This window comes from Alcanivorax sp. UBA3183, assembly GCF_002364155.1.
GTDB lineage: Bacteria > Pseudomonadota > Gammaproteobacteria > Pseudomonadales > Alcanivoracaceae > Alcanivorax > Alcanivorax jadensis.
The window spans coordinates 17,220-40,697 of sequence record NZ_DEXN01000003.1; the positions used below are offsets into that span (position 1 = coordinate 17,220).

Sequence of the window (23,478 nt, forward strand, 5' to 3'; positions counted from 1 at the left end):
ATCCAGACATATTTCCCTCTCTCAGCAGAACATGGTGCTGCCGTAGCAGTTTTGTTTCGGCGCCAGATCAAACTCGGGGTGCTCCAGCAGCAACCCCGGCGCCCCCAGCAATGCAATGGCTTCATCAATGCCGCGGTTACCAAGATCCGCATTGGGGTTGTAAACATCCAGCAGCTTCACGGAAGGGGCGTTGAGCCACCATCCGGTATTCGCCGGAACCGCATAACTGCTTGAGCAACGGGGGGTAGCATTACTGGTGGCACAGATATCAAAAGCGCCAGGAGGCAACTCTTCCGTCGGCGTCAATTTGCTGTAACGGGGGTATGCAATGGGCTCTCTCTGGAAGGAAAGAAAGAAATCCGAGGTATCTTCAAATGTCAGTTTATGAACGTTACGAAGATCGGTATTGAGGCTGGCGAAAACCGTATCCATTACTGCTTCAGCGGCACAGGCAAGGGGGTTAAAAAAACCACAACTTCCCCCCAGGAACTCAAGGTTGTTGGTTTTCAGTTCTGCAGCTTGCAGGCCAAGCGTCTGCATTCTTGTGCCGGCAATATCAACAAAGAGTGCATCAGAAAGATTATTGCCACAGTCATCATGTCCTATGCTGGTCCTTCCCGTACATCCTGTTGCTCTTATTGTAAAAATACTCAGCAACCGAGCCTCAATATCCATGGTCAGTGATAACTCAGAACCCAGAAATCCGCTGACACTGTTTATCCCGGAATGGCACCCCACAACGCCAGAACCTGTTACGGCACTGGGGTTACAGGTAGTGGCAAACGCTGTATTTTCCTGATTCACCGCATTGTTCGTGTAGTACCGCCGCCCTGCACTGATGGCTCCATCTGCGGATTGCGCGCCAATCTTTATGCCGGCAATCTCCCGCAAAGTTGTGGAATTGTCATTCTTTACCGCAAATTCAATATAGGGCCTGTCCAGTGTAAATGGGCTTCCTGGATCGCCGATATCCGTGCCGTTTCTTCCCATCAGGCTCAGGTAATCAATATCGATATCACAACCTGCATGGCCGGAAAGGTGGTCGTTAATTCCACCGCAACCAAGTTGCAACTTTGAAACGTTAAGATTCAACTGAAGCTCACCGTCCAGGCCAATTCGATAAAACTCAAAGGGTGTGGAGTAGGCATTAGGATTCGACAATGCGTTGCCTGATATTTTGTCGGAAACGATCAGTCCCTGACCCGTAACAGCTCTCATCTGATCCTCATCAAGAGGACTCATACCTCCAGCATTGAACGCGTAGGAAGATGAAAACCAGAACAATATGAGCGCAGCTGATATTTTTACTGACGGAATTTTTTTTGTTTTATTTTCCATAAAAATTCTCTAATTCCCTGCACCATAGCTGGTAAATTTCATGTAATTCACCTGTAAACCTTCTGCTCTGGCATCTCCAAGGTTTGCAACACCAGTATGAATAACGGGAAGGGTGTTGGTACCGGGAACCCCCAACAACGTTGATGGGTTCATCTTGTTCACCGTGGTGTAATCAGACCCGGCACTGATGTTGTAGCTGCCTCCATAGCCACATTGGTAATCACTCCCGCTATTAGCGGTACAATTAACTGCCTGACGATAATAGCGATCCGCAACACCTCCGGAGCCTCCACGCGGGGCATAATCACCACAGTTGCTTCCCCCCGGGCAGGAGTACTGATCCTGTCCTGGCCGAACATCCACCGCCGTGATCATGTAAGCGAACGCATCAAAGTCATCGCAGCTTTCACACTTGCGAAAGAAGATGCCGTCATCGGTATCGTTGTAGGTATTGCGATTGGGAGAAACCGTTGTCGATACCGCTGGACAACCAACCCCACGACAGGGATACCAGTCCCCCCAACGTGAGTAGCCATGGGTAACAAAGTAGGAATCATCCACCGCATGAGAAGGCGTTGCGCCAGGGGTGTTGCTCAATAACGCTGCCCGGGCAGTGATATAGCCCGCATCCGCACTGTCCGGTACGGCCAGCGAGTAGAAATGATCATGAACCGCTGTATGGGTAGGGACATCGGGTAGACGCGGAATTTCCAGAATGAAATTACCGTCCTGAGACGGCACCGTATCCAGGGTCAGCGCCTGATAGTAAAGCTGTCCCAGCGGAACATAGGCATCCACATTTTTGAAATGCAGACCTTCGAGGGCATCAAACCTCACCGGTTGCCCCACCACATCGCTGGCGCCCGGACCATCATGCTGTGCTGCAGAAAACCGGAAGTCGCCCTGCAGGCGACTGTGGTAAAGGATGGCAAAGGTTTCGTTACCCGGTTGGGTAAACTGGAAAAGGCGGAAGGCTGAATTGGCCGCATTACCGCGAATGATGGTCTGGGTTTTCAGCAAATCCCCGGTACCGACGGCCAGGTTGTCATTATTACCGGAGCGACCTACTTCCAGTTCTCCCCAAAAGGAAAAGGTGTATTCCGGCTGGGCACTGGGCGCCAGATATTCATAGATGGTGCTGTCCGGGTTATTGGGATCACTGTTGAGGACGGTGCCATCGTAGCTGACCCCGCGGGGCGAAAATGCGCGCAACAGGTACGGGTTATCATGGGGCGCAAAGTCACTGATCAGTCCACCACGAGGGCAGCCGAGGCTGGAGGCATCACAGGACGTGCCGAAATTGCCGCCGCTTTCATCCCAGTGAAATCCCCCGCTACCCGCACCGGAGATGTTCACGCCATACCAGCGCAGGTCCCCCCGTTGCAACGTGGTGCTGCCTACCGGATCCGAGCCTACCTGCTCGAAATAACTGGTGGGCTTGATCAGCCAGCGAAAATCCTCGAAGCCGATAGCCAGGCCCGTGCCGGTCACCTGAGACAGGCTTTCTTCATCCAGGGATTCCAGTGCAGCCTTACCCACCATGGGGCCAGCCGCGAGGACAACCAGCAAAACACGGAATAACCTTATGCAGTGTCTGTATTTGGGTCTGGTGAGCATGCTCACCTCATTGCGTTGTTATTGTTTTATGTACAGCCGTTCACTTTTGTGACCGCCCGGTCACAACCAAACCTAGCGCAATGAATATGCAACTCAATGCTCAAAAAAAACAATATGTTTACCAGGCAGATAGGCTTTTGATTTGAAAGGGCTTCGCCACTTATTTCTGTGATGAGCGGTTTGGTCAGGAATGGGGGATATTTGGCCAACCGGGAAGGTTGTGGGTAACTATTGCGGACGGGAGAGTGCTCCGCCCTGAATCCACGGCGGCTATGGCTCTTTCTTATTTACCAATACAGAAGGAGGAAAAGATACGCCCCAGCAGATCATCGGCAGTAAAGGCACCGGTAATTTCTTCCAGGGCTTTTTGAGCGGCGCGCAGGTCTTCGGCCAGCAGTTCGCCGGCGGCATGGCCGTGCAGTTGCTGCTCCCCTTTGTCCAGGGCGGCCAGGGCTTGCTCCAGAGCAGTGATGTGGCGGCGGCGGGCGGAGAACCGGCTCTGCCCTTCGCCCTGGCCCGCACCTTTAAACCCCGCAGCGGCTTTCAGGTGATCGCGCAGATCAGGGAGTCCATCACCGGTGGTCGCAGAGATCACGAAACAGTCGCTATCAAGGGGGCCAGTGGCCATACCGGACAAATCTGCCTTGTTGAGCACCACGGTGACCGGCAGATCCAGGTTTTCCAGTTGTTGCTGACTCTGCGGCAACAAGCTGTGGATATCTTGTGGATTAACCTCACCCTCACGGGAATCCACCATCACCAGCAAACGGTCCGCTTTTCTCATTTCTGCGTAGGCGCGGCGAATCCCCTCCTGCTCCACCACGTCAGCGCTGTCACGCAGGCCGGCGGTGTCGATCAGGTTAAGCGGCATACCATCGAGCTGGATGGATTCGCGCAACACATCCCGGGTAGTGCCAGCGATATCTGTGACGATGGCGGCATCGAAACCCGCCAGGGCATTCATCAGCGAAGACTTGCCCGCATTGGGTTTACCGGCGATTACCAGAGTCATGCCCTCGCGGACCAGGCGGCCCTGGTTGGCTTCATCCAGTACCCGCAGGCACTGCGCTCGCAGTTCGCGCAGATCGCCGGCCACCTTGCCGTCGGAAAGAAAGTCTATCTCCTCTTCCGGGAAATCGATCGCTGCTTCCACATAGATACGCAGGCCGATCAGGTCTTCCACCAGGCGATTCACTTCGTCGGAGAACACCCCCTGCAGGGAATGTAGAGCGGCACGGGCCGAGGCGCTGGTACCTGCGTCAATCAGATCGGCAATGGCCTCGGCCTGGGTCAGATCCATCTTGTCATTGAGGAACGCCCGCTGGGAAAACTCCCCGGCACGGGCCTGGCGGGCGCCGGCGGCAATGCAGGCCGCCACCAGCATATCCAGGATCACCGGACCGCCGTGGCCTTGTAGCTCCACCACATCTTCGCCGGTAAAGGAATGGGGGGCGGGAAAGGCAATCACCAGCCCCTCATCGATAACCTCGCCACCCGCACCCCGGAATCTGGCGAAATGCGCCATTCTCGGGGTCAGTGAGCGATCACGAACAATCTTGCCCGCGATACCTTCAGCGTCAGGCCCTGACAGACGCACCACGCCAACACCACCTCGCCCGGGCGCAGTGGCAATCGCAACAATGGTGTCCTGGGCTGTATTCGACATGAAGTGATTCTGAAAGGCCGGAAAAGGAGCATCAGCATAAAACAAAACCGGCCGGGAAATCCCGGCCGGCTTGCAAAGAATAGCGGGTTGAGCCCGTTATCCCTCGTTTTCGATCTTGCGGGTGATTACCCACTGCTGGGCAATGGAGAGAATGTTGTTGGTCAGCCAGTACAGCACCAGACCGGCAGGGAACCACAACATGAACACGGAGAACACCACCGGCATCCACTTCATCACCTGGGCCTGCATGGGGTCGGCCGGGGTCGGATTGAGGCGAGTCTGCAGGAACATAGAGGCGCCCATCAGGATCGGCAGGACGAAGTACGGATCCATTACTGACAGATCGTTGATCCACAGGAAGAAAGGTGCCTGACGCAGCTCCACGGATTCCAGCAACACATAGTAAAGAGCGATAAACACCGGCATCTGAACCAACATCGGCAGACAACCACCAAGCGGGTTGATCTTTTCGCGCTGGAACAACTTCATGGTTTCCATTTGCGCTTTCTGCTTGTCGTTCTTGTTCTGCTCCTTGATGCGCTGCATTTCCGGCGCCACCTTGCGCATTTTCGCCATGGAGCGATAACTGGTGGCGCTGAGCTTGAAGAAGATCGCCTTGATAATGAGCGTGAGCAGGATAATGGCAACACCCCAGTTACCGACGCCCATACCAATATCGATATCCATGCCGAACACGGACACTTCACCACTTTGCAGGAATACCAGCAGGGCGAAGATGGGCTGGGAGATAAACCACAACCAGCCGTAATCCACAGTCATATTCAGACCGGGGCTAATTGCCTCCAGCTTGTCCTGCTGCTTGGGCCCGGCATAGAACTCGGCGTAAAGCACCTTCTCTTCGCCTGGTGCCACCTTGAGGGTAGGAGACACAAACCGCAGCAGGTACTGACCGCGTTTTTCCAGGTGCACGCTGGAGTAATGGTTCTTCTGCTGGGCATCAGGCACCCAGGCAGTCACAAAATAGTGCTGCGCCATGGCCAGCCAGCCGCCCTGGACCGTCAGGTCCAGCGGGTTTTCTGACATGTCTTCAAAATCGAGTTTGTTGTAAGGCTTTTTACTGTCCCAGTAGGCCCCCCCCAGATAGGTGGGCATGGGGATAAAGCCACTGTTGGACAGACCAGGATCTTCGCTGCCATCACGCTTGATCTGGCCATACAAGGCACCGGACCACTCGCTGTTGCCCTGGTTACGGACAATATGGCTAACGCGCACCAGGTAGCTGCCGCGTTCAAAGGTGAAACGCTTGACCAGCTCGGCGCCATTATCCTGACGCAAGGTCAGGTCCACGTTCAGTTCCTGGGTGCCTTCATCCAGCTGGTAGCTCTGTTTGGCTGCACTCCATAGTGGACGGCCGGCGCTGGAATCGGTGCCGTTCTTGCCAATCAGGCCACTCTGAGCCACATAGGTGCGGCTGGCATCCTGCTCAAGCAACACGAAGGGCTGGTCCGGGGTATCCACATGATGGGGGAACTCAGGCAGCGCCAGGCGAACGATATCACCGCCCTGGGGATCGATTTCCACTCGCAACACATCGGTGTTGACCCGAATGCGTTGCTGGCGAGTTGTGGTTTCCGTGGATTCGGAAGAAGGGGCTTCAACCCGCTCTGACTGTGCAGAGGGAATACCGTTATCCACCTCATCTGCCTGAGGGGAAGGCAGGTCGAGTCCGTCGCCATTGCCTTGCGCGCTCTGCGCAACCTCCTCAACGGGGGCTGGCTGGGTCGGGTTGGCATAATCCTGTTGCCAGGCCTGAATCATCAGGTAGGAAACGATGGCAATGCCGGTAATTACAAGGGCGCGCTGGATTTCCATAACAGACTATTCTGTGGCGAGAAAAACGGGCCGCAGTTTCTCAAGCTTGCCCGCACTTAGCAAGCAGCTTGTCGAATAGCTTGCCAAGCTGGTCGGTGACTTCTGCCGGGTCCGGATGATCCACTCGTCCGCGAACCAGCAAAATAATGTCCAGACCTGCCAGTTGATCCTGCCGCAATCGGAACTGTTCCCGGGCTCTGCGTTTGACGCAACCACGGTCAACGGCACGTTTGGCACGCTTGCGACCAATCACCAGTCCCAACCGGGGCAGAGCCTGCTGGTTGGGGCAGGCCAATAGCAAAAACGCCGCATTCCCCACCTTCCATTTGGAGTGGTCGAATACGGTCTGATATTGGGGTCCGGTGAGAAGTCTGTGCTGGCGGGTAAAAGCCCGGGTTATTGGCACTGTTACCTCAGCCAGGAGGGCAGAGTAAAACGGTTGGCTCAGGCAGCCAACCGCTTACGACCCTTGGCACGACGAGCGGCCAGGATTTTGCGACCGTTTTTGGTCGCCATGCGAGCACGGAAACCGTGGGCACGTTTGCGCTTGAGTACGCTGGGCTGAAATGTGCGTTTCATGGTGTCTTCCCCATGGAATGAGACAGCAATTGGAAGGCCGGCAAGTCTAGGGAAAGCGAAATCCCCTGTCAATCAGCTTTTCAGGCAAGTTCGAGACGTGCTGGAGAGAACTGTTAATAGAACTTAAATATTTAAATGTTTTTTGTAGTAGTAGTTATTATAGGGGAAAGCACTTTTTGTGGATAAGCGTGAAATCCCTATTTATATCATAAGTTTGCGTCGTTAATAACTTGCGTACCATTGTGTGTAAGTACTGGGGACGAGCGGGGGACGACCTGTCATTAAATGTGGGTATAAGTTGTACATCCAGTTGTCCACCGGGTTGTACCTGCATTCCCGCACAGGGTTATGGTCCTAGTTATCCACAGAAATAAAGCCGGAAAAATCCCGGCTGCCCTGTGGATAGTTATCGCTCTGAGGGGGTAGAATAACGGGCTCGATTCCGGTTCTTTGACCGAATTTTCATTCAGTTCATAAAAGACGATTCAGGGCCCAAGAGTGCCGCTGGACTGTGATTTCTGTCGCGGTCGGGTCCCTTGTTCTTCCTCTTTTTGCCTTCGTGTAGAGAGAGGGGCGCAGTATCGTTCCAGGATAATAAGGCGTGTGCGTGTCTGAAGAGCTCTGGCAACGCTGCCTGACTCGACTCGAGGATGAGTTGCCGTCACAGCAGTACAATATGTGGATTCGGCCATTACAGGTGGCTGCATCTGCGGATGGCGCCGAGCTGACGCTGTTTGCACCCAATCGGTTTGTGGTTGACTGGGTTCGTGACAAGTACATGGATCGCATCGGCGAGGTACTGGGCGAGCTGCAAAGTGGCGCGCTGCCCCAGTTGCGGCTGGAGGTGGGATCCAGCCGGATGCCTGCTCCGTCTGCCCAGTCGTCCTCCCCTGCCCCTGCCAGCCCCGCTACGCCATCTTCCGGTCATATGCGTACACCGGAGCTGGCGGAGAGCAAACCGCAGCCTACGGAGCTGGGAGGCGCCCGCAAGCATCGCAGTAATCTCAACACCGGGTTCACCTTTGCCACCTTTGTGGAGGGCAAGTCCAACCGCATGGCGGCGGCGGCGGCCCAGCAGGTGGCTGAGAACCCGGCCAGCCACGGCTACAACCCCCTGCTGTTGTACGGGGGCGTGGGCCTGGGTAAGACCCACTTGATGCATGCGGTGGGCAACGAGTTGCTGCGACGCAACCCCAACGCCAAGGTGGTGTATCTACACAGTGAGCGTTTTGTCGCGGATATGATCTCGGCCCTGCGCAACAAGACCATCAATGAGTTCAAGCGCTTCTACCGGTCAGTGGATGCGCTGCTGATCGATGATATTCAATTCTTTGCAGGTAAAGAGCAGTCCCAGGAAGAGTTCTTCCACACCTTCAATGCGCTGCTGGAAAATGGCCAGCAGATCATTCTGACCTGTGACAAGTTTCCCAAGGAAGTGGATGGTCTCGAGGAGCGCCTCAAGAGTCGGTTCGGCTGGGGGTTGTCCCAGCCCATGGAGCCACCGGAGCTGGAAACGCGGGTAGCGATCCTGAAAAAGAAGGCGGAAGAAGCCAAGGTGGATCTGCCCAATGACGCGGCCTTCTTTATCGCGCAACGAATCCGTTCTAATGTACGGGAACTGGAAGGGGCGTTGCGCCGGGTGATCGCCCATGTGCGTTTCACTGGTGCACAGATAGATATCGGCCTGATCAAGGAAGCGCTGAAGGATCTGATTGCCCTGCAGGCGCGACAGATCAGCATCGACAATATTCAGCGTGTGGTGGCCGAGTACTACAAGATCAAGATCAATGATCTACTCTCTCCACGACGGACCCGTTCGGTGGCGAGACCGCGGCAGGTGGCCATGGCGTTGTCCAAGGAACTGACCAGCCACAGCCTGCCGGAGATCGGTGAAAATTTTGGTGGCCGTGATCACACCACCGTGTTGCATGCTTGTCGTAAGGTGTTGCAGCTGCGGGAATCCAATCCGGAAATCGAGGAAGATTACCAGAGCCTGTTACGGACGCTGACGTCCTGACAGGGCCCCGGCCCGGTGGCCGGCTCTGTGCATCATATGTAAAGGAAGGGCCTGGGAGCCTCTGGCCCAAATAACCAGAACGGGAAAGCGCGATGAAATTCTCAATCAATAGAGAACAACTGCTCAAGCCCCTGCAACAGGTGGCTGCAGTGGTGGAAAAACGGCAAACCCTGCCGGTGCTGTCCAATGTCCTGCTGGAGGTGGGGGATGGGCAGCTTTCCATGACAGGCACCGATCTGGAACTGGAGCTGGTGGCTCGCCTGCCACTGGAAGGGGAGCATCAGGCCGGGGAAACTACGGTACCGGCACGCAAGCTGGTGGACATTGCCAAGAGTCTGCCGGCGGAAGCCGACATCCGTTTCGAGGTGGATGGCGAGCGCATGCTGGTTCGTTCCGGTCGCAGCCGTTTCACTCTCTCCACCCTGCCCGCGTCCGAGTTCCCCAATCTGGAAGAAGATGCTGCCGGTTCCAGCCTGGATATCCAGCCAGGCGTATTGCGCAGCCTGATCGACCGTACTGCCTTTTCCATGGCCCAGCAGGACGTGCGCTATTACCTCAATGGCATGCTGTTCGAGCTCAAGCCGGGCCGTCTGCGTGCCGTGGCTACCGATGGCCACCGCCTTGCCCTGTGCGATGCGGAGCTGGATGTGCCGGTAGAAGAAGCCTCGGTGATCCTGCCACGCAAAGGGGTGATGGAGCTGTCCCGTATCCTGGGTGATGCTGGCGAAAATGCCCGCCTGACTGTGGGTCGCAACCATGTCCGTATTGTGGTGGGCGCGATTACGTTTACCTCCAAACTGGTTGATGGCAAGTTCCCCGAGTATGACCGGGTGATTCCCAAGGAAGGCTCGCGCACCATCATTGCCGACCGGGAAACCCTGCGCCAGGCCCTGGCCAGGGTAGCGATTCTGTCCAATGAGAAATACCGGGGTGTGCGGGTTCAGTTGTCCGAAGGCAGCCTGCGCATCGTGGCCAACAACCCGGAGCAGGAAGAAGCGGAAGAAGAAGTGTCCGTAGACTTCAATGGGCAGCCCCTGGAGATTGGTTTCAACGTGAGCTACCTGCTGGACGTGCTCAACACCATGGCAGGGACCCAGGCAGAGCTGGAGATGGGCGACAGCAACAGCAGCGCCCTGGTGCTGGATCCCGAGAGCAAGGCTGCCCTGTATGTGGTCATGCCCATGCGGCTCTGATCAGCAAGCCCCCGCTCCTCCCCAATACCCGGCCATCGCGCCGGGTATTTTTTTGCCCGGCATCAGCCGGCTGCGGTAAAGGTATCGTTACCACAGAGCGCTCAGGGGTGAGATCCTTTGCGAAGCAACACGGCGCCCTTTTGGTCGGAAATGGGGTTTCCTCAGTGAGCTCGGTGTCCTCTGTGGTGGAAACAGGTGTTAGCATCATCGCCCCTGCCCTCTCCCTGAGCTACAATCGGTGCAGTCATTTCTTGCTGCTGCGGCGGCTTCCCTGGTTGTTGTGGGTGGATTCCTTTCTATGTTGAGCCGTCTCCAGCTTGGAGATTTTCGCAATTACCGCCAGTTGGATATTGCCCTCTCCCCTTCCCTCAATGTGATTCTTGGTGATAACGGCAGCGGCAAGACCAGCCTGCTGGAAGCCATCTATTTCATTGGTAGCGGGGGGCGGTCATTCCGTGGTGGCAGGTTGTCCCGGCTGGTCCGCGACGGAGCGCCCGCGGCCACCCTTTATGCGGAAGTGTCGGCAGGCGAGAATATCCACCGTTTGGGTGTGCGCCGGACTCCGGGTGGGATCGATGCCATCAAGCTCAACGGGGAAACCCCTAGGGCCCTTAGTGAAGTGGCGGGTCTTCTCCCTGTTCTGGCCTTGCATCCCACGTCGGTAGAGCTGGTGTTTGGGGCTTCAGCCCTGCGCCGGCGGTTTATGGACTGGGGAATGTTCCACGTGGAACATGAATTTATGCCGGTATGGCGCACGGCTTCTGCGGCCCTGAAGCAGAGAAACGCCCTACTCCGTACCGGGCGTCCGAACCCCCGTGAACTGGGGTTTTGGGACCAGCAACTGGCGCAGACTTCTGATAGAATCGAAGGGTTGCGTCGTAGCTATCTGCAAGCCTTGCAGTCAGGCCTGGATGCGGTGTTGTCTCATCTTGCGCCGGAGTTGAAAATTCGGGTGCATCTACAGACGGGACTACAAAAAGATGAGAGCTATGCGGATGCCCTGGCTCGCCTCCGTCCTGACGATATCCGACGTGGGTTCAGTCAGGCAGGGTATCACCGCAGCGATATTCGTATCGAATCCCGGGGAGTGGTGGCGCGAGATCGCCTTTCCCGGGGCCAGGCCAAGCTGGTTGCCTATGGTCTGGTGCTGGCTCAGTTGCCGTTGATCAGCGAGGCAGGGAAAGTTTGTACCCTGCTGGTGGATGATCTGGCTGCTGAGCTGGACGAAGAACACCGTAATCAGATGCTGGGGTATCTGGCTTCCACTGGCCACCAGACCCTGATTACCGCACTGGATCAGCCCCAATGGGAGGCTGTGGTGCAGCAGAATAAAGCGTTACGGGCGATCGAGAGCAAAATGTTCCACGTGGAACATGGCCAACTTCGGCCCCTCACCGGGAGTGAATAAGGAAATACCATGGCGGAGAAAAATTACGATTCATCCAGCATCAAGGTGCTGAAAGGGTTGGACGCCGTTCGCAAGCGCCCTGGCATGTACATCGGGGATACGGATGATGGCACTGGCCTGCACCATATGGTCTTCGAGGTGGTGGATAACTCCATCGACGAGGCGTTGGCTGGCCACTGTTCCGAGATCAAGGTGGTTATCCACCCGGATGAATCCGTGTCCGTTCAGGACGATGGCCGGGGTATTCCCGTGGACATGCACGAAGAAGAAGGCATGTCCGCCGCCGAAGTGATCATGACCGTGCTCCACGCCGGTGGTAAATTCGACGACAACAGCTACAAGGTGTCCGGCGGCCTCCATGGTGTGGGCGTTTCCGTAGTGAATGCCCTCTCCGAAGAGCTGAAGCTGACCATTCGTCGTAATGGCCAGGTCCACGAGCAGCTCTACCGCCACGGTGTACCGGCTATGCCTCTGGAAGTGGTAGGCAATACCGACAGCAGCGGGACGGCCATTCACTTCCGCCCTTCTCCGGAAACGTTTACCAATATCAAGTTTCACTATGACATTCTGGCCAAACGCCTGCGGGAACTGAGCTTCCTGAACTCCGGGGTGCGTATCCACCTGCTGGATGAGCGCAATGGCGAAGAGGATGTGTTCGAGTATGACGGCGGTTTGAGTGCCTTCGTCAGCTACTTGAACCAAAACAAGACGCCCCTGAACCAGGTGTTCCACTTCCAATTCGACCGGGAAGAAGATGGCATCGCTGTGGAAGTGGCCATGCAGTGGAACGATTCCTACCAGGAAAACCTGTTCTGCTTTACCAATAACATCCCCCAACGGGATGGTGGTACTCACCTGGCGGGTTTCCGCGCGGCTCTCACCCGTACTCTGAACAGCTATATGGAAAAGGAAGGGCTGCTCAAGAAGGAAAAGGCCAATCCTACCGGTGATGACGCCCGTGAAGGCCTCACCGCGGTGATTTCCGTGAAGGTGCCGGATCCCAAATTCTCCAGCCAGACCAAAGACAAGCTGGTCTCGTCCGAAGTGAAAAGTGCGGTCGAGCAGACCATGGGTGAGCTGTTCCAGGATTATCTGCTGGAAAATCCTCAGGAAGCCAAAGCCATTTCCTCGAAGATCATCGATGCTGCTCGCGCCCGGGATGCGGCGCGCAAGGCGCGGGAAATGACCCGTCGTAAGGGTGCCCTGGATATTGCCGGCCTGCCCGGCAAGCTGGCGGACTGCCAGCAGAAAGACCCTGCCCTCTCCGAACTCTATATTGTGGAGGGTGATTCTGCGGGGGGCTCTGCCAAACAGGGCCGTGACCGCAAGAATCAGGCGATCCTGCCGCTGAAGGGCAAGATCCTCAACGTGGAAAAGGCGCGTTTCGACAAGATGCTCTCCTCCCAGGAAGTGGGCACCCTGATCACCGCTCTGGGCTGCGGCATTGGCCGCGACGAATACAATGTGGAAAAACTCCGCTACCACCGCATCATCATCATGACGGATGCGGACGTGGATGGTTCTCACATTCGTACCCTGCTGCTGACGTTCTTCTTCCGCCAGATGCCCGAGCTGATCGAGCGGGGCTATATCTATATTGCCCAGCCGCCGCTTTACAAGGTGAAGAAAGGCAAGCAGGAGACCTATCTCAAGGATGATCCGGCCATGGAGGAGTACCTGACCACCCTGGCTCTGGAAAAAACCGCCCTGTATCCGGGTGACGATGCGCCGCCAATCAGCGGGGAGCCTTTGGCCAACCTGATTGCTGAATACCGCAACGTCATGAAGATTGTCGATCGCCAGTCCCGGGTCTTCCCCAAGGAAGTGCTGGAGCAGATGATCTACATGCCTTCGGTCAGCGAAGAAGGCTTGAAGGATCAGGCGGGCATGGAAGACTGGTGCCAGGTGCTGGGTAAACGGGTAGATGCCATTACCGATGCCACCCAGACCTTTACCATCACCGCCGCGCGAGACGAAGAACGTGGCCTGTACCTGCCACGTGTGCAAGTGCTCGCTCACGGTGTACCCCGCGAATATCGCGTGACCCTGGATTTCCTGCAGTCGCCGGATTATCAGAAGATCAAGGCCCTGGGGGAAACCCTGGAAGGCTTGCTGGCTGCGGATGCCTATATCCAGCGTGGCGAAACCCAGCGCCCCATCCGTCACTTTGCCGACGCCCTGGAGTGGCTGATGATTCAGGCCCGCCGTGGTACCAGCTTCCAGCGCTACAAGGGGCTGGGGGAAATGAACGCGGAGCAGCTGTGGGAAACCACCATGGACCCGGAAAGCCGGCGTATGCTGCAGGTCACCATCGAGGACGCCATCGCCGCAGACCAGATCTTTACCTGCCTGATGGGTGACGATGTGGATCCGCGTCGGAAGTTTATCGAGTCCAATGCGCTGCAGGTCTCCAATCTGGATGTCTGATAACGAGTCGTTTTGATCGCAAAAAAAGGGGCCGTTTGGCCCCTTTTTTGTTGCTGCCCTACTCTCTTCCCCTTCTGCCCGTTCCTGTTCCGTTATTCCCGGCGTTGCCAGCAATCGTAAAAGCTGCTTTGAACATTATTCAATTTTTAACTATGTACGTGTATTTTGTAAGTGTGGCTGACGCAGTACCAGCTGAAAGGGCGTTCATGAGGGTCAGTGCCCTGGTAGCCGTACAAGGATGTTGTGAACTATCCGGACTCTTTGCCCGGACTATCCGCTGCTATGTGGCGGCAATGCGAGGACCCGTAAAACCTCTCTGGTGATTAGGGATTCAAGGAGTCGCATGGTGAATAAGGAAAGGGATTACCGCGGCCAGCAGCGCCACAGGGAAAAGCGGAGTATCGGGATACACCTGTTACGGCAGTTACCTCTGACGGGTATCACTGGCTTGCTGCTATTGGCAATGGTGACGGTATTGATTCCGGCCTGTCAGGGACTCAAGGCATCGGTTGGGCAGGAAGGCACATTGCCGCATAACTGGTTACCAGCGGCGCTAAGGGGGGTAATAAGCGCATAAAAAAAGCGAACCCTGACGGCTCGCTTTTTTTGTCGCGTATTGGGTAAACGTTGCTGTTTACTCGACCGCGAAATCTTCCAGCTTGGCGCCCTTCTCCAGTGCGCCCTGCAGCCACAACGGACGTTTGCCGCGGCCGGTCCAGGTGTTGCTGCTATCGTTCGGATCGCGGTATTTCACCTTGGCCGGACGACGCACACCGGTTTTCTTCTTGGCGGCTTTTTTGCGGGTGGTTTTCTTTTTGCCGGCGGCATCCTTCAGCAATGCTTCCGGAGAGACGCCCAGATCCTTGGCCATTTTCTCAAGTACCGCCTGAGCATTTTTCAGCTCTGCCTTGCGCTTCTTGTCCAGTGCGGTTTCCGCTTGCTTGATCAGTTTTTCCAGTTCATCAACGGAAAGTTCATCAAGATTAATGCTCATTGAGTAGCCCTTGTTATCGATGATTAACAGCGGCACAAACTCTAGTTATTTTACCGGGGAAAGGCAATTAAACTCGTGGCAGGTGGACAATAAAAAACGATTTTAAAATTATTGAGGGTAATGCTGGCGAATCCAGTTATTGGCTTCTTCGGTAATTTGTTTTGCCTTTTTGCCGTCACTGTCAATTGGTGGACTGATGCGCAGGGTAATCGTACCGGGTAAACGCATCCAGGAACGCGCTGGCCAGCAATTGCCACTGTTATGGCTGATGGCCACAACCGGGACGCCAGCCTGACAGGCCAGCATGGAGCCACCATGATTGAACTTGCCCAGGGTGCCAGGTGCCTGGCGAGTGCCCTCCGGATAAATCACCACGGGGATACCATCGTGCAGCCGTTGCTTGCCTTGCTGCAGTACGGATTTTAGTGCGGCACTGCCATTGCTACGATTGATGGTAATCGGTTTGAGCAGGGCCAGACCCCAGCCGAAGAACGGCAGCCACAGCAACTCGCGTTTGAGCACGGTGGCCTGTGGCCTGATCAGCAGTTGCATATAAAAGGTTTCGAAACTGCTCTGGTGATTGGCCAGAACCACGAAAGCCCCGGCAGGCAGATTCTCACGTCCTTCCACTTGAATGCGTACGCCGTTAAGCCGTTGCAGCAACCACATGGCAAAGCCGGTCCACAGATTGACGAAATTATAGCGGCGGCGGTAGGGAAGGAAGGGGCCAATCAGTACGCAGAAAACACTGTGGATAATGCCGGCCAGGTTATACAGCACAAAAAACAGAACGCTGCGGATTTTGATGGGCAGCGAATAATGCGTGTGCTGGGTCATGCCTAATCCTTCAAAATATGATCCGTAAAATCCGCCAGGGAGCCGTATACATCGACATGGCCCAGCGCAGTCGGCAAGCCCTTGTCTTGTGTCTTTGCTCCCTTTCCGGTTAATACCAGTACAGGTTGGCAACCACGGGCTACCCCGGCTTCCAGGTCTCGTAGGCTATCACCAATCAGGGGTGCGCCGGTGACATCGCCATACTCGGTAACAATCTGGTCGATCAGGCCGGGAGCGGGCTTGCGGCAGTCGCAACCATCGTCCGGCCCGTGGGGGCAATAAAACACCTTGCCCATCTCGCCGCCCGCTGCACGGACCAGTTCGCCCATCCGTTCATGCATGGCATCCAGTGTTGCCACATCAAAGTAGCCCCGGGCAATACCGGACTGGTTGGTAGCCACCACCACGGTATAGCCTGCCCGGCTGAGACGGGCGATGGCGTCAATGCTGCCCGGTAATGGAATCCACTCGTCCAGGGTCTTGATATAGGCGTCGGAGTCTTCGTTGATGACACCGTCACGGTCGAGGATGATGAGTTTGTTCATGGATTCTTGCCCAATACCAATCATGTCCGTAGGAGCCATGCTCGCATGGCGAAAGGGTTACAGGTTACCAACACGCTAGCGGAAAACGGGAAAGCCTTTCGCCATGCAAGCATAGCTCCTACAGCGGGTTTCGCTTCGCGTTCAAATCACAAAGGCCGCTAGAAAGCGGCCCTGTGTTTTTGCGTGCTTGCGTGCAAGCGCCAATTTATTCCTGCAGCAGACTGATATCCGCCACATTCAGGAACAGGTCGCGCAGGAACGCCAGCAGGGCCAGGCGGTTGTTGCGCACGGCTTCGTCTTCCGCCATCACCATGACGGTGTCGAAGAAGGCGTCCACCGGCTCACGAAGTTCGGCGAGCATTTCCAGTACGCCCTGATAGTCGCCTTTTTCCAGCAACGGTTCGGACTGCTCGTAGCTGGCCACCACCAGATTGGTGAGGGTCTGCTCGGCCTCGTCTTCCAGCAGGGCGCCGTCGATTTCCTCCGGCGGTGCCTGGTCCAGCTTGGCGAGGATATTGGACACCCGCTTGTTGGCAGCGGCCAGGGCCTGGGCTTCTTCCCGTGGCTGGAAGGCGGCTACCGCTTTCACCCGGCGATCGAAATCCAGCGGTTTGCGGCAGGCATCGTCGATAGCCAGCACCGACAGGATCACCGGGGTGGCAATGCCCTGCTCCTGGTAGATGGCCCGGTAGCGACCCTTGATGAACTCGAAGGCTTCCGCTGCCTGGCTGCGGTTGATGCGCAGTTCCAGCAGGTCACCGGCTTTCTCCAGCAGATGCTGCAGGTCCAGATCCAGCTGGTTTTCGATGATGATACGCAACACACCCAGGGTAGCCCGACGCAGGGCGTAGGGGTCCTTGGTACCGCTGGGCTTCTGGCCGATGCCGAAGATGCCCACCAGGGTGTCGATCTTGTCGGCTAGAGACACGGCCATACCGGTCTTGCTCTGCGGCAGCTTGTCGCCGGCGAAGCGTGGCAGGTACTGCTCGTAGAGGGCCTGGGCCACCTCTTCCGGTTGACCTTCCAGACGCGCCAGATAGAAACCCATGATGCCCTGCATGGTGTCGAACTCACCGACCATCTCGCTGTTCAGGTCAGCTTTGCTCAGCTCGCCGGCCAGCGTTGCCTGCTCGGCATCGCCACCGATCTGTTCGGCGATAATGGCTGCCAGGGCACCAATCCGTGCGCACTTGTCGGCCACGGTGCCCAGCTGTTGCTGGAACACCACATTGGCCAGACCTTTACCATGCTGGGCCAGGGTTTTCTTGCAGTCGTTGTCGTAAAAGAAGGCCGCATCCGCCAGACGGGGACGAATTACCTTCTCGTTGCCATGGATCACCTGTTGAGGATCCTTGGACTGGATATTGCTGATAGTGATGAAACGGGGCATCAGCTTGCCGTTGGCATCCAGTACCGAGAAATATTTCTGGTGCTCTTCCATGGCGCTGATCAGGGCTTCCTGGGGAACACGCAGGAAGTCTTCATCGAAGCTGCCCATCAGGGCCAGAGGCCATTCCACCAGGGCGGTGACTTCGTCGAGCAGGTCCGGGTCGATCTGCGCAGTACCGCCGGCTTCCTTACCGGCGGCGATGGCCTGTTCTTCAATCATCGCCTTGCGGCGAGCGAAGTCGGCAATCACATGACCGTCTTTTTCCATGCGCTCGGCGTACTCGCTGGCAGTAGCCAGCTCGATGGCGCCGGGGGCATGGAAACGGTGGCCGTAACTGGTGCGGCCGGCCTGCAGATCCAGCAGCTCGAAGGGCACCACGTCATCACCGAACAGGGCCACCAGCCAGTGGGCAGGACGCACGAACTGTACCTTGCGTTTGCCCCAGCGCATGCGCTTGGGAATCGGCAGCTTCTGTACTGCCTGGGCAAAGAAATCGGGAATCAGCTCGGCGGCGGGTTTGCCCTTTTCGGTGATCTGCGCCACCAGGCGCTCCCCTTTGCCGGTGTCCTGACGACCCAGCTGGTCCACGGTCAATCCCAGAGAGGACGCAAACCCTTGCGCCGCCTTGGTGGGGTTACCGTCCTTGTCGAAGGCAGCCTGAACGGCAGGGCCCTGGCGTTCGATATCCCGATCCGCCTGCTTGTCATCCAGGCCACGCACCAGCACGGCCAGACGGCGCGGGGCGGCAAAGCTTTCTACCTCACCGTGGTTGAGGCCGGCTTCATCCAGTTGGCGGACAAATTCTTCCGTCAGCGCCGCACTCAGAGTGGGCAGCGCCTTGGGGGGCAGTTCTTCGGTGCCCAGTTCAATCAGCAAATCCCGGGACATTATTGCTTCCCCTTCTTTTTGGCGGCCTGCTTTGCGGCCTTTTCATCCTGCTTTTTCAATTCCGTCTCCACTTCCTCGCGGATGCTGGCATCCGCCATGGGGAAGCCAAGCGAACGACGCTTGTCGAAGTAGGCCTGGGCCACGGCCCGGGCCAGGGTGCGCACACGCAGAATAAAGCGCTGACGTTCGGTGACGGAGATGGCCTTGCGGGCATCCAGCAGGTTGAAGGTATGGGAGGCTTTCAGCACATACTCATAGGCGGGCAACGGCAGCCCGGCCTCGATCAGTTTGGTGGATTCGCCCTCGAACAGGTCGAACTGCTTGAACAGCTCGTCCACATTGGCGTGTTCGAAGTTGAACGTGGACATCTCGATTTCGTTCTGCAGGAACACATCACCGTAGGTGACCTTGCCGAACGGACCATCGGACCACACCAGGTCGTAGACCGAGTCCACCCCCTGAATGTACATGGCTAGACGTTCCAGGCCATAAGTGATCTCGCCGGTGACCGGGTAGCAGTCGATGCCGCCTACCTGCTGGAAGTAGGTGAACTGGGTGACTTCCATGCCGTTCAGCCACACTTCCCAGCCCAGACCCCAGGCACCCAGGGTGGGCGACTCCCAGTTGTCTTCCACAAAGCGGATATCGTGGACCAGTGGATCAAAACCCAGCATCCGCAGGGAGCCCAGATACAGCTCCTGGATAGCGTCCGGAGACGGTTTCAGTACCACTTGGAACTGGTAATAGTGCTGCAGCCGGTTGGGGTTTTCCCCGTAGCGGCCGTCGGTGGGCCGGCGGGAAGGCTGCACATAGGCACTGTTCCAGTTTTCCGGGCCGATGGCGCGCAGGAAGGTGGAGGGGTGAAAGGTACCCGCGCCCACTTCCATATCCAGGGGCTGTACTACTACGCACCCCTGTTCGGCCCAGTACTGTTGCAGGGCCAGAATCAGGCCCTGGAATGTCATGATGTCCGTCTGCGGTTGTTCCGCCATGCTGAATCCTGTTGTTCGAGTTCGATTGCCGCGAAAGGCGCCAAGTATACCGGGCCGACCGGGCCGGTGATACCGCTGGCCGGACCCCTACTGACAGCAGGGTGTCAGGAGTGAACCGGTAGAATGACGCACCAGGCCAGCTCCGGTAATGTCGATGCAGCACTCACCTGATAGCAAGGAAGTGCCATGCGGCCTGTAAACGGCTTGTTCAGGTGCCCCTGCTTTATCGGCATGGGTCGAGGCTGCGCAGTAAACCGGTGATCTGGCCGTTTGCTGATGACGAAGCGTCCTTTTATTGTGAAAAACGCGAAGAGAGATGCCATGAACGAACGCTGTCCCTGGTGCGGGGATGATCCGCTCTACCAGCACTACCACGACCATGAGTGGGGGGTTCCCGAATACGACGATCGGGCCCTGTTCGAATGCCTGAACCTGGAAGGTGCTCAGGCGGGCCTGAGCTGGATTACCGTGCTGCGCAAGCGCGAGCACTATCGCAAGGTATTCGATGGTTTCGACGCGGAAAAGATCGTTCGCTACGACGACCGCAAGGTAGCCGCCCTGCTCCAGGATGCGGGGATTATTCGCAACCGTCTGAAAGTGGCTGCCACCATCGGCAACGCCCGGTCCTATCTGGCCCTGCGTGATGAAGGCCTGACGCTGAGTGATTTTCTCTGGGACTTTGTCGATGGTAGCCCGCAGATCAATCATTTCCATACTCTTAAGGAGGTGCCCGCTGTCACCCCGGTGGCAGAGGCCATGAGCAAGGTCTTGAAAAAACGCGGCTTCAAATTTGTTGGCCCCACCATCGTCTATGCCTTTATGCAGGCCACCGGCATGGTCAACGATCACCTCACCACCTGCCCGCGGCATCGGGATTTGAGTTGAAAGTTCAAAATTGAAAGTTCAAAAGCGCGATAAAGGCGTCTGCTAACCGTTGAACGCTTTTGCCGCGCCGCAACGGGAAAAGCGACGGAACCGGTTGCTGGAGCCGACGGCTCTTTGCTCTCTTTGCGGCGCGGCGCCAGCGAGTATCCGTTGGCACCATAACCTGTCCGCGCTTTTCAACTTTGAACTTTCAACTTGCTACTGAAAAGTTGGTACAGCCCTTGCTCTGTATAAAGGAAACCAGACAAGGACAGTACGGTGGAAAGGCCATGAATCACAGCAAACCCATTGCCATCATCAAGACCGGCAGCACCTTCCCGCAGATCAGCGCCCACTACGGTGACTTCGAGGCCTGGATACACCAGGGACTGGGGGCGGCCACCGGTGTCATGGTGATTGATGCGGAACAGGGAGGGCCGTTTCCTGCTCTGAGCGAGCTGGCGGGTGTGGTCATTGCTGGTTCCCACGCCATGGTCACCGATCAGGCGCCATGGATGCGGACATTGATGCGCTGGTTATACACCCTGGTCCACGAGGCGGTGCAGATGCCGGTTTTGGGGCTGTGTTTTGGTCACCAGCTGCTGGCTCGCACCCTGGGTGGCGAAGTAGCGGATAACCCCATGGGTCTGGAAGTGGGCACGGTTGCCCTGCGATTGACCGGTGCCGGTCGACAGGATGCCCTGTTAGGCGCCATTACCGGACACCCGTGGGCACAAGTGGTGCACCGTCAGTCAGTACTGACTCCGCCCCCCGGCGCCATGGTCCTGGCCAGCAACGGCCACGACGCCTGCCAGGCCTTTCGCTACGGAGACCGGGTCTGGGGCGTGCAGTTTCATCCGGAGTTCAGCGCTGATGTGATGCGTGCCTACCTGCAGGCCTTGCGCGGTGAGGGCCTCACTCAGCAACAGGTGGATAGCCATTTGCCGGAAGTGCGCGAATGCGACGATGCCAGCACCATCCTCAATCGTTTTGCCCTGCTGACGGCAGCGCAGGTGGCGTAACCAACCGATGCCGTAGGAGCGTCGCTGGCGGCGCGATCCCCCGCTTCTTAAACACCGCCACACTTTCTACGACGCTCCTGTAGGAACGGAGCGTAGCGGAGTAACGCACGTAGTGCAGTGCGGCCCGGAGGGTGAGCGTAGCGAATATACCTCTTGAGGGGCGAACCGAGCGTAGCGAGGCGGGTCCGCATTGGAGCCTGCCAAGCTCTGATATTCCTGATCGCCCTGCGGGCGATTTTCACGCTGACGCGTGGTTCGCCCCTCAAGAGGGGCTCCTACAGCGGCTTCAAAACAGTTCGGGCAGCATGTTCCACGGGTAATCGCCAACGCGCCTACTTAAAACCCCCGCTTTACTCGTCCTGGTCTGCACCAAATATCGCGCCGATCAGCGCACTGCCCTGTTGCATGGGGTTCTGGCGGATCAGGGATTCCTGTTCGCCAATGCGGGTGTAGAGCTCGTCCATGCTGTTGTCGATGACGTAGCTTTCCAGGTTCATATTGGGCTTGTTAGTGAGTGGTAACTTATCGTACACCGTAAGCAGGCTCTTGTACTGGTCATAGAAACCGGTCTTTTTCAGGTTGTCTTCCACAATCGGCTGATAGCGCTGGCGCAGGCTGCTTTCGGTCTCTCCCCGAAAATAGGCGGTGGCTGCGGTATCGCCGCCGCGAATAATCCCCAGGGCATCATTGACGCTCATGTTGGTAATAGCCTGCTTGAAGACCGGGGTGGCTTCCGCCACCGCCTGTTCCGCGCCCCGGTTCATGGCGGTTTCCAGCTTGTCCACATAGCTGCCGAAGCCGAACTGGCGAAGGGTATCCGCCACTGGCTGGGCGGCGGCGGGCAGTTTCAGATTGAACGCACCGGTTTGGGAGAGCTGAGTGCTGGCCCGGTCGGTGCCGGTGATCAGGGTTTCCTTGATGCCTGCTGCCAGTTTCGAGTCGGTGTCATAGCCGGCGTTCTTGGCCATCTGGTTGCCCATGTCCACCCAGGGCATCATGCCTTCCATATTCTGACAGCCGCCCAACGCCAACAGTCCCACCACTACCCAAAGCTGTTTCATGCAACACACTCCTTATGATTTGCGGACAATGCTACTGCATTCCGGGCTGGCTGCTAAACTCGTATTGTTAATTGTAGGAGCGGCGCTTGAGCCGCGAATCTACCTGCGAAGACCTCGCAAGTATGGTTTGCGGCTCAAGCGCCGCTCCTACGGATATATCGAGAGTGCCATGACTCACCCCGACTACCGCGAACAACACAAGAAACGCCTGGCTTATATGCCCTGGCTGTACGGTCGCCTGAAAGCGAAGCATCGTGCCTGGGCAGAGCCCTGGCAGCGGGATATTCAGCACAGTCTGATGGCGCTGGAGACGGTGCGCTTCGGGCAGGACTGTTTTGTGGCGCCCCAGGCGGTGCTGCTGGCTGAGCCGGGTCGCGACATTATCGTGGGTGATGGCAGCCAGATCGCCGCAGATTGCGTTATTCATGGTCCGGTCCGCCTGGGCGAACGGGTCAGCCTCAACCATCATGTGACCCTGGATGGCGGTGCAGAGGGCATCCATATCGGCGACGACAGCCGCATTGCCGCTTACTGCACCCTCTATGCGTTTAACCACGGACTGGATGCGGATCGGCTGGTTCGCGAGCAACCAGTGACCTCGAAGGGGATCCGCATCGGCCGGGATGTCTGGGTCGGGGCTCGGGCCGGTATCGTGGATGGCGTCACCATTGGCGACCATGCGGTGGTTGGCATGGGCGCGGTGGTGACCCGGGATGTGGAACCCTGGACCATTGTCGCCGGCAACCCGGCCCGACCGGTGGGTCGTCGCCCCGGCGCGCCGGATCTTCCTCGCTGACTGAGCCTCCC

The 23,478-nt window shown here is 57.1% G+C and carries 19 protein-coding genes; 7 read left to right on the plus strand and 12 right to left on the minus strand.

Going from position 1 to position 23,478, the window contains the following annotated elements:
- Positions 1-21 precede the first annotated feature (21 nt).
- The 6 genes from B3Q33_RS00215 to rpmH form a co-directional block, all read right to left on the minus strand.
- Positions 22-1,338, minus strand: coding sequence for a hypothetical protein (locus B3Q33_RS00215; protein ID WP_273009968.1), 1,317 nt, complete (start codon positions 1,336-1,338; stop codon positions 22-24).
- Positions 1,339-1,347: 9 nt separating this feature from the next.
- Positions 1,348-2,907, minus strand: coding sequence for a hypothetical protein (locus B3Q33_RS00220; protein ID WP_273009970.1), 1,560 nt, complete (start codon positions 2,905-2,907; stop codon positions 1,348-1,350).
- Positions 2,908-3,238: 331 nt separating this feature from the next.
- Complete coding sequence (gene mnmE, locus B3Q33_RS00225; RefSeq protein ID WP_273009972.1) at positions 3,239-4,621, minus strand: tRNA uridine-5-carboxymethylaminomethyl(34) synthesis GTPase MnmE; 1,383 nt, start codon at positions 4,619-4,621, stop codon at positions 3,239-3,241.
- A 96-nt stretch (positions 4,622-4,717) separates the two neighbouring features.
- A complete protein-coding gene (gene yidC / locus B3Q33_RS00230; RefSeq protein WP_273009973.1) occupies positions 4,718-6,454 on the minus strand; it encodes a membrane protein insertase YidC in 1,737 nt (578 codons plus the stop codon).
- A gap of 40 nt (positions 6,455-6,494) precedes the next feature.
- The gene (gene rnpA / locus B3Q33_RS00235; RefSeq protein ID WP_272963023.1) at positions 6,495-6,860 is read right to left on the minus strand and encodes a ribonuclease P protein component; all 366 of its coding nucleotides are present in this window, start codon (positions 6,858-6,860) and stop codon (positions 6,495-6,497) included.
- Positions 6,861-6,898: 38 nt separating this feature from the next.
- Positions 6,899-7,033, minus strand: coding sequence for a 50S ribosomal protein L34 (gene rpmH / locus B3Q33_RS00240; RefSeq protein ID WP_011590025.1), 135 nt, complete (start codon positions 7,031-7,033; stop codon positions 6,899-6,901).
- Positions 7,034-7,640: 607 nt separating this feature from the next.
- Here rpmH and dnaA point away from each other — a divergent pair.
- The 4 genes from dnaA to gyrB all read left to right on the plus strand — a co-directional run bounded on the left by dnaA (position 7,641) and on the right by gyrB (position 14,078).
- Entirely contained in the window at positions 7,641-9,050 is a 1,410-nt protein-coding gene (dnaA, locus tag B3Q33_RS00245; protein ID WP_035245691.1) for a chromosomal replication initiator protein DnaA, read from the plus strand.
- A gap of 92 nt (positions 9,051-9,142) precedes the next feature.
- The gene (gene dnaN, locus B3Q33_RS00250) at positions 9,143-10,243 is read left to right on the plus strand and encodes a DNA polymerase III subunit beta (protein WP_035245693.1); all 1,101 of its coding nucleotides are present in this window, start codon (positions 9,143-9,145) and stop codon (positions 10,241-10,243) included.
- 298 nt (positions 10,244-10,541) lie between these two features.
- The gene (recF, locus tag B3Q33_RS00255; RefSeq protein ID WP_272963024.1) at positions 10,542-11,651 is read left to right on the plus strand and encodes a DNA replication/repair protein RecF; all 1,110 of its coding nucleotides are present in this window, start codon (positions 10,542-10,544) and stop codon (positions 11,649-11,651) included.
- Positions 11,652-11,660: 9 nt separating this feature from the next.
- Positions 11,661-14,078, plus strand: a complete 2,418-nt coding sequence (gene gyrB, locus B3Q33_RS00260) for a DNA topoisomerase (ATP-hydrolyzing) subunit B (RefSeq protein ID WP_272963025.1) — start codon at positions 11,661-11,663, stop codon at positions 14,076-14,078.
- 634 nt (positions 14,079-14,712) lie between these two features.
- On the opposite strand, the gene B3Q33_RS00265 is transcribed toward gyrB, so the two are convergent.
- From B3Q33_RS00265 to glyQ, 5 genes are all read right to left on the minus strand, one after another.
- The gene (locus B3Q33_RS00265; RefSeq protein WP_272963026.1) at positions 14,713-15,072 is read right to left on the minus strand and encodes an H-NS histone family protein; all 360 of its coding nucleotides are present in this window, start codon (positions 15,070-15,072) and stop codon (positions 14,713-14,715) included.
- A 108-nt stretch (positions 15,073-15,180) separates the two neighbouring features.
- Positions 15,181-15,909 carry a lysophospholipid acyltransferase family protein gene (locus B3Q33_RS00270; protein ID WP_035245702.1) on the minus strand — a complete coding sequence of 243 codons (729 nt, stop codon included), beginning with the start codon at positions 15,907-15,909 and terminating at the stop codon, positions 15,181-15,183.
- 2 nt (positions 15,910-15,911) lie between these two features.
- Complete coding sequence (gmhB, locus tag B3Q33_RS00275) at positions 15,912-16,454, minus strand: D-glycero-beta-D-manno-heptose 1,7-bisphosphate 7-phosphatase (protein ID WP_272963027.1); 543 nt, start codon at positions 16,452-16,454, stop codon at positions 15,912-15,914.
- Positions 16,455-16,659: 205 nt separating this feature from the next.
- The gene (gene glyS, locus B3Q33_RS00280; protein ID WP_272963028.1) at positions 16,660-18,732 is read right to left on the minus strand and encodes a glycine--tRNA ligase subunit beta; all 2,073 of its coding nucleotides are present in this window, start codon (positions 18,730-18,732) and stop codon (positions 16,660-16,662) included.
- On the minus strand, positions 18,732-19,724 hold the full coding sequence (glyQ, locus tag B3Q33_RS00285) for a glycine--tRNA ligase subunit alpha (RefSeq protein WP_272963029.1): 993 nt from the start codon (positions 19,722-19,724) through the stop codon (positions 18,732-18,734). The genes glyS and glyQ overlap by 1 nt, the downstream gene beginning before the upstream one ends.
- 321 nt (positions 19,725-20,045) lie before the next feature.
- Here glyQ and B3Q33_RS00290 point away from each other — a divergent pair, with 321 nt between their 5' ends.
- A complete protein-coding gene (locus tag B3Q33_RS00290) occupies positions 20,046-20,609 on the plus strand; it encodes a DNA-3-methyladenine glycosylase I (RefSeq protein WP_272974654.1) in 564 nt (187 codons plus the stop codon).
- Positions 20,610-20,878: 269 nt separating this feature from the next.
- Positions 20,879-21,610, plus strand: a complete 732-nt coding sequence (locus B3Q33_RS00295; RefSeq protein WP_272963031.1) for a glutamine amidotransferase — start codon at positions 20,879-20,881, stop codon at positions 21,608-21,610.
- Positions 21,611-21,960: 350 nt separating this feature from the next.
- Here B3Q33_RS00295 and B3Q33_RS00300 read toward each other — a convergent pair whose 3' ends face one another.
- Positions 21,961-22,671 carry a DUF4197 domain-containing protein gene (locus B3Q33_RS00300; protein WP_272963032.1) on the minus strand — a complete coding sequence of 237 codons (711 nt, stop codon included), beginning with the start codon at positions 22,669-22,671 and terminating at the stop codon, positions 21,961-21,963.
- Between the two features lie 169 nt (positions 22,672-22,840).
- Here B3Q33_RS00300 and B3Q33_RS00305 point away from each other — a divergent pair, with 169 nt between their 5' ends.
- The gene (locus B3Q33_RS00305) at positions 22,841-23,467 is read left to right on the plus strand and encodes an acyltransferase (RefSeq protein WP_272974655.1); all 627 of its coding nucleotides are present in this window, start codon (positions 22,841-22,843) and stop codon (positions 23,465-23,467) included.
- The last annotated feature ends 11 nt before the right edge of the window (positions 23,468-23,478 follow it).

Excerpts from the sequence above, each read along its gene's own strand:
- gyrB (WP_272963025.1), top strand. The coding sequence starts at position 11,661 with ATGGCGGAGAAAAATTACGATTCATCCAGCATCAAGGTGCTGAAAGGG.
- gmhB (WP_272963027.1), bottom strand. The coding sequence starts at position 16,454 with ATGAACAAACTCATCATCCTCGACCGTGACGGTGTCATCAACGAAGAC.
- B3Q33_RS00290 (WP_272974654.1), top strand. The coding sequence starts at position 20,046 with ATGAACGAACGCTGTCCCTGGTGCGGGGATGATCCGCTCTACCAGCAC.
- mnmE (WP_273009972.1), bottom strand. The coding sequence starts at position 4,621 with ATGTCGAATACAGCCCAGGACACCATTGTTGCGATTGCCACTGCGCCC.
- glyQ (WP_272963029.1), bottom strand. The coding sequence starts at position 19,724 with ATGGCGGAACAACCGCAGACGGACATCATGACATTCCAGGGCCTGATT.
- B3Q33_RS00265 (WP_272963026.1), bottom strand. The coding sequence starts at position 15,072 with ATGAGCATTAATCTTGATGAACTTTCCGTTGATGAACTGGAAAAACTG.
- B3Q33_RS00270 (WP_035245702.1), bottom strand. The coding sequence starts at position 15,909 with ATGACCCAGCACACGCATTATTCGCTGCCCATCAAAATCCGCAGCGTT.
- B3Q33_RS00300 (WP_272963032.1), bottom strand. The coding sequence starts at position 22,671 with ATGAAACAGCTTTGGGTAGTGGTGGGACTGTTGGCGTTGGGCGGCTGT.
- recF (WP_272963024.1), top strand. The coding sequence starts at position 10,542 with ATGTTGAGCCGTCTCCAGCTTGGAGATTTTCGCAATTACCGCCAGTTG.
- yidC (WP_273009973.1), bottom strand. The coding sequence starts at position 6,454 with ATGGAAATCCAGCGCGCCCTTGTAATTACCGGCATTGCCATCGTTTCC.
- B3Q33_RS00215 (WP_273009968.1), bottom strand. The coding sequence starts at position 1,338 with ATGGAAAATAAAACAAAAAAAATTCCGTCAGTAAAAATATCAGCTGCG.
- dnaN (WP_035245693.1), top strand. The coding sequence starts at position 9,143 with ATGAAATTCTCAATCAATAGAGAACAACTGCTCAAGCCCCTGCAACAG.
- B3Q33_RS00295 (WP_272963031.1), top strand. The coding sequence starts at position 20,879 with ATGAATCACAGCAAACCCATTGCCATCATCAAGACCGGCAGCACCTTC.
- B3Q33_RS00305 (WP_272974655.1), top strand. The coding sequence starts at position 22,841 with ATGACTCACCCCGACTACCGCGAACAACACAAGAAACGCCTGGCTTAT.
- rpmH (WP_011590025.1), bottom strand. The coding sequence starts at position 7,033 with ATGAAACGCACATTTCAGCCCAGCGTACTCAAGCGCAAACGTGCCCAC.
- glyS (WP_272963028.1), bottom strand. The coding sequence starts at position 18,732 with ATGTCCCGGGATTTGCTGATTGAACTGGGCACCGAAGAACTGCCCCCC.